Origin of the sequence: Streptomyces sp. SID11385, assembly GCF_010548245.1 — a bacterium.
Classification (GTDB): Bacteria; Actinomycetota; Actinomycetes; order Streptomycetales; family Streptomycetaceae; genus Streptomyces.
The window spans coordinates 1-7,744 of record NZ_JAAGLR010000657.1; the positions used below are offsets into that span (position 1 = coordinate 1).

Consider the following 7,744-nt stretch of genomic DNA (forward strand, 5'->3'; position numbering starts at 1 on the left):
CTCGGGGCAGGCGTCGGGGACGCGGGTGACGGGGCGGACGCCGCGTGAGTCCTCGGGGCGCCCGGAGCTGACGGAGGCGGCGATCGTGGTCTCCGGTGGTCGTGGGGTGAACGGTGCGGAGAACTTCGCGCTGATCGAGGCGTTGGCGGATGCGCTGGGGGCCGCGGTGGGGGCGTCGCGGGCGGCGGTGGACGCGGGCTGGTACCCGCACACCAACCAGGTCGGCCAGACCGGTAAGACGGTTTCCCCGCAGTTGTACATCGCGTCGGGGATTTCGGGTGCGATTCAGCACCGGGCGGGGATGCAGACGTCGAAGACGATCGTGGCGATCAACAAGGACGAGGAAGCGCCGATCTTCGAGCTGGTCGACTACGGCGTGGTCGGGGACCTGTTCAACGTGGTCCCGCAGCTCACCGAAGAGGTCAACACCCGCAAGGGCTGACCCGTCCCGCTCGCGAGAGCACCACGGCCCCGCGCCCGCCCCACCCGGCGGACCCGGGGCCGTCCCGTACCCCGCCACCGAGGCCGCTGTCGCGACACGCCGGAGCGCCCCGGGGAGGCCGTGCCCCCGGGGCGCTCCGGTCCTGGTCAGCCGAGGCGCAGACCGGCTCCGTCGGGGAAGAGCGGGTTCTCCGTGTCATTGGGCACGTCGGGGCGCGACGCCTCCACGGCCGCCATCGAACGAGGCAGCTCGAAGGGCAGGCGCCCCTCGGGCTCGGCCCGGCCGAAGACGACGTCGAGCACGGCGGCGTCGCTCGCTCCGTAGTCGGCGATCAGGGCCGCGGCCCGTTCGGCGATCTCCGGTATGACCGCGGCCCGCTCCAGGTTGACGCAGACGACCGTCGGGACGGCGTCCAGCAGATCCAGGATCGGCTTCAGCTCCTCCTCGGTGAAGAACAGCCGGCCGGAGTGGAAGAGCGACTCGAACTTGTTGGCGCGCTGCTCGAAGGGCGTCCGCAGGCGGAGGACCGCGAGGTCGGCCAGGGCCGGGTCCGTCACCACCTCGCCGTACGCGGCGACGGCCTCGGGCTCGACGTTCCGGGCGTACACCTTGGGGCGACCGGCCACCGGCAGAATGCCGCCGGTGTTGGTGAGCACGGTCAGCGAGCGGCGCTGGGCGCGTTCGCCCGCCTCCCGGAACTCGGCGCGCCCGACGGTCTCGGCCGCCAGGTCGACATCGACATAAGGGTTGTCGAACAGGCCGAGCACGAACTTCTCGCGCAGCAGGCGGCGCAGGGACGCGTCCAGCCGGCTTTCGGGAACGCGACCGGACTCGACCAGCTCGACGAGGAGTTCGGGGCGGGCCTCGCCGCCGAACTGGTCGCACCCGGCCTCCAGCACGCGGGCCACCCGCTCCAGCTCGGTCAGGGATTCGAGCCCCCAGGCGCGCGCCTCGTGCGTCTCGCCGAAGATCTCGGCGTCGCTGATCAGGCCCCAGTCGGTGCAGACGATCCCGTCGAAGCCGAGCCGCTCCCGCAGCAGCCCCTGGACGACGCCCTTGTTGAAGCCGAAGCCGACTTCCTCCCAGTCGGTTCCGACGGGCTGCCCGTAGTACGGCATCATCTGGGCGCAGCCGGCCTCGATCGCCGCCTTGAACGGCGCCAGGTGCAGCTCGCGCATCCCGCCCGGATAGACCTGCTCCTTGCCGTGCGGGAAGTGCGGGTCCTCGCCGTCCTTCTGCGGCCCGCCGCCGGGGAAGTGCTTGACCATGGCCGAGACCGACCGCTTGCCGAGCCGGTCGCCCTGGAGGCCGCGCACGTAGGCGCGCACCAGCTGCGAGGTGAGGTCGGCGTCCGAGCCGAAGGTGCCGTTCTGGCGGGACCAGCGGGGTTCGCTGGCCAAGTCGATCTGCGGGTGCAGGGCGACGCGGAAGCCGACGGCGAGGTATTCGCGGCGCACGGTGTCGGCGAACTCGTACACGAGTTCCGGATCGCGCAGCGCCGCGAGGCCGAGCGGTTCGGGCCAGGCGGAGAACGCGCCGGCGCCGAAGGAGGCGCCCACGTTCTCGGTGAAGGCGTGGCGCGGGTCGGTGGAGAGCGTGACGGGAATGCCGAGGCGGGTGTCGGCGGCCATCCGCTGGAGCGTGTTGTGCCAGCGGGCCATGGCGGTGGGATCGCCGGTGCCCAGCAGGTTGAAGTGGGTCATGGACTGGCCGTGCAGCATGTGCGTGGTGTCCATGGGCAGCATGCCCGGGTCGCCCTTCTCGACCGTGGAGCCGTCGGGCTTCATGGCGAGCATCGTGTGGAAGAACTGCCCGGCCTTCTCTGTGAGGGTCATGCGCGCGAGCAGGTCCTCGACGCGTTGTGCGACCGGGAGCGAGGAGTCCTGGTAGGGGTGGCCCTCGTCGCGGACGGTGGGTGCGGCATTCATGCTGTGGTACCTCACTTGACACTGCGGATGAACTGGACGGCGAGCGCGCCGAGTACGCACGCGACGCCGCCGAAGAGGAAGAGCACCCCGTAGTTCTCGCCGCCCCCGACGGCGAGCAGGCCCGGGGCGATGATCGGGACGAGCGACTGCGGCAGCGCGTTGCCGATGTTGAGAACCCCCAGGTCCTTGGCGGACTCCTCGGGGTGGGGCAGGACGGCGGCGGCGAGCGCCACGTCCACCGAGAGGTACAGCCCCTGACCGAAGCCGAAGACGGCCATGGCGACGAGGAAGAGCGCGAAGGACTGCGCGAGGGCGACAAGGAGCAGTCCGGCCCCGAGGACGCAGGAAGCGACGAGCACGTACGGCTTGCGACGGCCCGACCTGTCGGAGAGCGACCCGCCCAGGAGCGAACCGGCCACGACGGTCACGACCATCGCGATCGTGCCGAGGACCACCTTCCCGGACACCTCGGAATCGCTGTACCCGAGCCGGTCCTCCAGGAAGTACACCTGGTAGCTCGTGACGCAGGAGATGCCGACGAAGACCAGGAAGCGACCGGCGAAATTCCACGCGAAGTCGGGGTGCAGCTTCGGGCTGACCCAGAAGGAGCGCAGGAACTCGCGCAGGCTGTAGGGCGGGAAGGCGCCGGGAGCGGCCGGGCGGTCCTTGATGACGGCGGCCAGGAAGACGGTGCCGGCCAGACCGAACAGCCCCGGGACGACGAAGGCCAGGGCGAGCGTGTCCTGGAAGGCGTTGGCCATGACGGTCCCGGCGATCATCGCCACCGACGTCATCATGCCGATCACGCCGGAGACCTTGCCCCGCTGCCGTTCCGGCACCATGTCGGGGACGCTGGCCGCGGCCGCCGACAGGGCCGCGTTGCCGCCGAGCTGGGCGAGCGTCCAGCCGAGCATCAGCACGGGGACGCTGCCGCCGAAAGCGACCACGAGCAGTCCGGCCAGGCCGAGGGCCATGCCGATGACGAGCCAGGGACGGCGGCGCCCGAAGCGGCCACGGGTGCGGTCGGACAGGGAACCGAAGACGGGATTGCCGATCAGCGCGAGGATCGCGCCGAGCGAGAGCACCTGCCCCAGCGCACTGCCGCGATCGTCCTTGGGGACAATCTGCTCGACGCGCAGGGCCAGCGTCACCATCACCGGCGTCAGCAGCGAGAGCATCACGCCGAACTGGGCGAAGGCGAGACCGAAAATCAGCTTGCCGGGAGCGGGCGGCGCGGGCACGGGTGGTGTCGGCTCAAAGGGGGCGACGCCCGGAACGGCCTCGGGGACAACGGCCATAGCGGCTCTCCAGAAGAGATGGGGTGGCTTCCTTGCCGACCCTTCGGGGCAAAGCTAAACGCGAAAAGCGAGTAGTCGGTAGGTTTTCGCGCGTGGCTTGAATCACACGGTGCGAGGGCTTGCGCAGGGGCGGCTTAGAGTGAGCCCATGGACCGCAGCCAGGGCCGGAAGCAGCGCACCACCGCAGCTCGCGGGAGCTACGCGGTGGGCGACGAACGACGTGCGCGCATCCTCGACTCCGCCGTCGACCACTTCGCGGAGCGTGGCTTCCACGCCTCCTCGCTCGCGAGCATCGCCAAGGACGTCGGCATCACGCAGGGCGGTCTCCTGCACCACTTCCGGGGCAAGGAAGACCTTCTCGTCTCGGTCCTGGAACACAGCGGCCGGCAGGACGTCCAGCGATTCTTCTCCCGCGAACCGGACTCCGTCGCCGAACTCTTCACGATCCTGGTCGAACTGGCCGCCTACAACGCCGCCAGGCCCGGCCGGACGAAGATGTTCAACATCCTCGCCGCCGAGGCGGGCGAACGCGGCCATCCCGCCCACGAGCACTTCACCCGCCGGTACCGCATGGTGATCGACTACCACCTGGGTCCCCTCCACGCCGCCGTGGAACGGGGAGAGATCAAGCCGGACACCGACTGCGAGGGGATCGCCGTCGAAGTGGCGGCGGTCATGGACGGACTCCAGTTGCAGTGGGCGCTCGCCCCGAACACCTTCGACATGCCGGGCCGGCTGCGCGCCTACCTCGACCGGCTGCTGCGCTCCCTGTCCACGGACGGCTCCGGCCTGCCCGAGCCGGCCTGACGCCGCCGTCCCGCCCCGGCGCGCCCCCTCCGCGCGCCCGGCCCGTACGCGATCCCAGCGGGGCCCCGTTGACTCCCTCGCACGGGCCCGCTTACCTTCCCTCAACGAATTGTTGAGGACGGGAGACGGCGCATGGACCCGCACGACCCGGTACGCCGCACGCTCGGCCCGCGCGCCGCGCAACAAGTCGCGGACCTTCTCGCCCCCGTCGACGCCGAACTGGCGCGGCGTTACCCGGGCGACCCCGGCACCCGGCAGCCCGTGCACACGGTGTACGTGCCCGCCGACGCCTTCACGGCGGACACCGTCCGTACGTGGGGCGACCAGGCGCTCGCCGCACTCGACGCCCACGCCCCCGACGCGGCCTCGTTCGCGGCCGCCCTGGACCTCGACCCGGCGCTCGCCGCCGAGGTGTACCCGCGCGTGCGCGCCAAGCTGCGGGACGAGCCCGTCGAGGACCTGCGGATCGACTTCGAGGACGGATACGGGGTGCGGCCCGAGGCCGAGGAGGACGCCGACGCGCTGCGCGCGGCCCGCCTCGTCGCCGCCGCCTGCGCCGGGCCCGACCCCACCCGCGTCCCCGCCCGGATCGGCATCAGGATCAAGTGCATGGAGGTCGCCGTGCGCGAACGCGGCATCCGCACCCTCGACCTTTTCCTCACCGCGCTCCTCGACACCGCGCCCCGCCTGCCCGCACGCCTCGTCCTGACGCTGCCCAAAGTCACGTACGCCGCCCAGGTCACCGCCATGGCACGTCTCCTCGGCGCCTTCGAGGAGGCCCGCGGACTCGCACGAGGCGGCATCGGCTTCGAGATCCAGATCGAGACCGCGCAAGCCGTCCTCGGCCCCGACGGCGCGGCCACCGTCGCCCGCATGATCGACGCCGGGCAGGGGCGCGTCACCGCGCTGCACTACGGCACCTTCGACTACAGCGCCGCCCTGGGCGTCAGCGCCGCGCACCAGGCCCCCGACCATCCCGCCGCCGACCACGCCAAGGCCGTCATGCAACTCGCGGCGGCCGGAACGGGCGTGCGGCTCTCGGACGGTTCCACCAACGTCCTGCCCGTCGGCCCCACGGAGCGGGTGCACGCCGCCTGGCGCCTGCACCACCGCCTCGTCTCGCGCGCCCTCGCCCGCGCCTACTACCAGGGCTGGGACATGCACCCCGCCCACCTGCCGACCCGCTACGCGGCGGTCTACGCGTTCTACCGCGCCGACTGGGAGCGCGCCGCGGACCGCCTCGCCGCCTACGCGGCCCGCGCGGGCGGGGACGTGCTCGACGAACCCGCCACCGCCCGCGCGCTCGCCGGACACCTCCTGCGCGGCGCCGACTGCGACGCGCTCGGCATGGACGAGATCACCACGCGCAGCGGGCTCGGCAGGGAACGCCTCGAAGCGTACGCGGGCCGCGCGGAACAGAAAGTCTCACCCTCCACGGAAGGGTGAGACTTTCTCAGAGCGCCGGGGGCAGCTCGCCGGAACCGCGCGGGATCAGCCGCGTCGGCAGGACGAAGCGCTCCGCCTCGTGCGCGGCTCCGTCGAGCCGCCCGAAGAGCCGCTGCGCCGCCGTCCGCCCGAGCTGGGCCGCGTCCTGCGCGACGACCGTGACCCCGGGATCGAGGAGGTCGGCCAGTTCGAAGTCGTCGAAACCGACGAGCGCCACCGGGCGCACGTGTTCCGCCAGGACCCGGACCACCGTCACCGTCACGCGGTTGTTCCCCGCGAAGACCGCCGTCACGGGCTCGGGCGCGCCGAGCATCGCGTGCGCCGCATCCCCTACCCGCACCGGATCGGTCACGCCCAGCGAGACCCACTCGGGAGCCGGCGTGATCCCCGCCTCGGAGAGCGCGGCCCGGTAGCCCCGCAGGCGTTCGGCCGCGGTGTGGATACGGGGCATGTCGCCGATGAAACCGACGCGCCGGTGCCCGTGCGCCAGCAGGTGCCGCACCCCCTCGCGCGCCCCGCCGAAGCTGTCCGACAGCACGACGTCCGCCTCGATGCCCCCCGCCGGGCGGTCCACGAAGACCGCCGCCATCCCGGCCGCGATCTCCGGCTGGAGGTAGCGGTGGTCGTCGCCCGCGGGGATGACGACGAGCCCGTCCACGCGCCGCGCGCACAGCGCGAGCGCGAGTTCCCGCTCCCGCTCGGGGTCCTCGGCGCTCGACCCGTTGATGAGCAGGGCGCCGTGCGCCCGCGCCACCTCCTCCACCGCGCGGCTCAGCGGCCCGTAGAAGGGGTCGGCGAGATCCTCCAGGATCAGGCCGACGCTCGCCGTACGGCCCTTGCGCAGCACCCGCGCGCTGTCGTTCCTGCGGAAACCGAGCGCCGCGATCGCCTCCCGTACCCGTCGCTCGGTGTCCGGGGTCACCCCCGGTTCCTCGTTCACCACCCGCGAGACCGTCTTGAGCCCCACGCCCGCCCGGGCCGCGACATCCTTCATCGTCGGGCGGTTGCCGTAACGCGGGGCAGGTCGGCGGGCGGTCTGTGCCACGAGAGGGTCCTGTCTGGTCGGGAGTCCGTGGCGTTGAGCATAGAACCTAGACAACGTTGTCAGTCCGGGGAGAGAATGATCGGGGACAGAATGACCCTCGCCCTGTCTCCTCGCTTTCACCAGGAAGATACGGACTCCTATGCACACGGACCTCGTCGCCGCGCTCGACATCGGCGGCACCAAGATCGCCGGCGCCCTGATCGACGGACGGGGAGGCATCCTCGCCCGCGCGCAGCGGCCGACGCCCGCCAAGGAGGACGGCGAGAGGGTCATGGGCGCCGTGTCCGGGGTCCTCGGCGAACTCAGGGAGGCGTCCGGCTGGGACGCCGTGCGGGCGGTGGGGATCGGCAGCGCGGGGCCCGTGGACGCGAGCGAGGGCACCGTCAGCCCCGTCAACGTCCCCGCCTGGCGCGGTTTCCCGCTCGTCGCGCGCGTGCGCGAGGTGACGGGCGACCTCCCGGTGAGCCTCGTCGGGGACGGGGTCGCGATCGCGGCGGCCGAGCACTGGCAGGGTGCCGCGCGCGGTCACGACAACGCGCTCTGCATGGTCGTCTCGACCGGCGTCGGCGGCGGACTCGTCCTCGGCGGCCAGGTGCACCCCGGACCCACGGGGAACTCGGGCCACATCGGCCACATCAGCGTGGACCTCGACGGGGACCTGTGCCCGTGCGGGGGCCGGGGCTGCGTCGAGCGGATCGCGAGCGGCCCCAACATCGCGCAGCGCGCCCTCGCCGACGGCTGGGAGCCCGGGCCGGACGGCGACGCGACCGCGGCCGGG

At 72.4% G+C, this 7,744-nt stretch carries 7 protein-coding genes; 4 read left to right on the forward strand and 3 right to left on the reverse strand.

What is annotated here, in order from left to right; all coding sequences use genetic code 11:
• Positions 1-442, forward strand: a 442-nt coding sequence (locus G3I42_RS20040) for an electron transfer flavoprotein subunit alpha/FixB family protein (protein ID WP_164282247.1), incomplete at its 5' end; no start/stop codon positions are given.
• Between the two features lie 146 nt (positions 443-588).
• Here G3I42_RS20040 and G3I42_RS20045 read toward each other — a convergent pair.
• Together G3I42_RS20045 and G3I42_RS20050 are read right to left on the reverse strand one after the other, a co-directional pair.
• Positions 589-2,370 (reverse strand): glycoside hydrolase family 3 N-terminal domain-containing protein, encoded by a 1,782-nt coding sequence (locus G3I42_RS20045; RefSeq protein ID WP_164287841.1) that lies wholly within the window; start codon positions 2,368-2,370, stop codon positions 589-591.
• Between the two features lie 11 nt (positions 2,371-2,381).
• Positions 2,382-3,668 (reverse strand): MFS transporter, encoded by a 1,287-nt coding sequence (locus tag G3I42_RS20050; protein WP_164287843.1) that lies wholly within the window; start codon positions 3,666-3,668, stop codon positions 2,382-2,384.
• Positions 3,669-3,815: 147 nt separating this feature from the next.
• On the opposite strand from G3I42_RS20050, the gene G3I42_RS20055 reads away from it, so the two are divergent.
• The gene (locus tag G3I42_RS20055) at positions 3,816-4,475 is read left to right on the forward strand and encodes a TetR/AcrR family transcriptional regulator (protein WP_203607053.1); all 660 of its coding nucleotides are present in this window, start codon (positions 3,816-3,818) and stop codon (positions 4,473-4,475) included.
• A gap of 132 nt (positions 4,476-4,607) precedes the next feature.
• Positions 4,608-5,921, forward strand: coding sequence for an aldolase/citrate lyase family protein (locus G3I42_RS20060; RefSeq protein WP_164287845.1), 1,314 nt, complete (start codon positions 4,608-4,610; stop codon positions 5,919-5,921).
• Between the two features lie 7 nt (positions 5,922-5,928).
• Here the strand turns inward: G3I42_RS20060 and G3I42_RS20065 are convergent, their stop codons facing one another.
• Positions 5,929-6,966: a LacI family DNA-binding transcriptional regulator gene (locus G3I42_RS20065; protein WP_164287847.1), complete on the reverse strand. Its 1,038-nt coding sequence runs from the start codon at positions 6,964-6,966 to the stop codon at positions 5,929-5,931.
• A gap of 139 nt (positions 6,967-7,105) precedes the next feature.
• On the opposite strand from G3I42_RS20065, the gene G3I42_RS20070 reads away from it, so the two are divergent.
• Positions 7,106-7,744 (forward strand): ROK family protein (locus G3I42_RS20070; protein ID WP_164287849.1); only part of this gene is annotated, 639 nt, incomplete at its 3' end.

Excerpts from the sequence above, each read along its gene's own strand:
- G3I42_RS20045 (WP_164287841.1), bottom strand. The coding sequence starts at position 2,370 with ATGAATGCCGCACCCACCGTCCGCGACGAGGGCCACCCCTACCAGGAC.
- G3I42_RS20050 (WP_164287843.1), bottom strand. The coding sequence starts at position 3,668 with ATGGCCGTTGTCCCCGAGGCCGTTCCGGGCGTCGCCCCCTTTGAGCCG.
- G3I42_RS20055 (WP_203607053.1), top strand. The coding sequence starts at position 3,816 with ATGGACCGCAGCCAGGGCCGGAAGCAGCGCACCACCGCAGCTCGCGGG.
- G3I42_RS20060 (WP_164287845.1), top strand. The coding sequence starts at position 4,608 with ATGGACCCGCACGACCCGGTACGCCGCACGCTCGGCCCGCGCGCCGCG.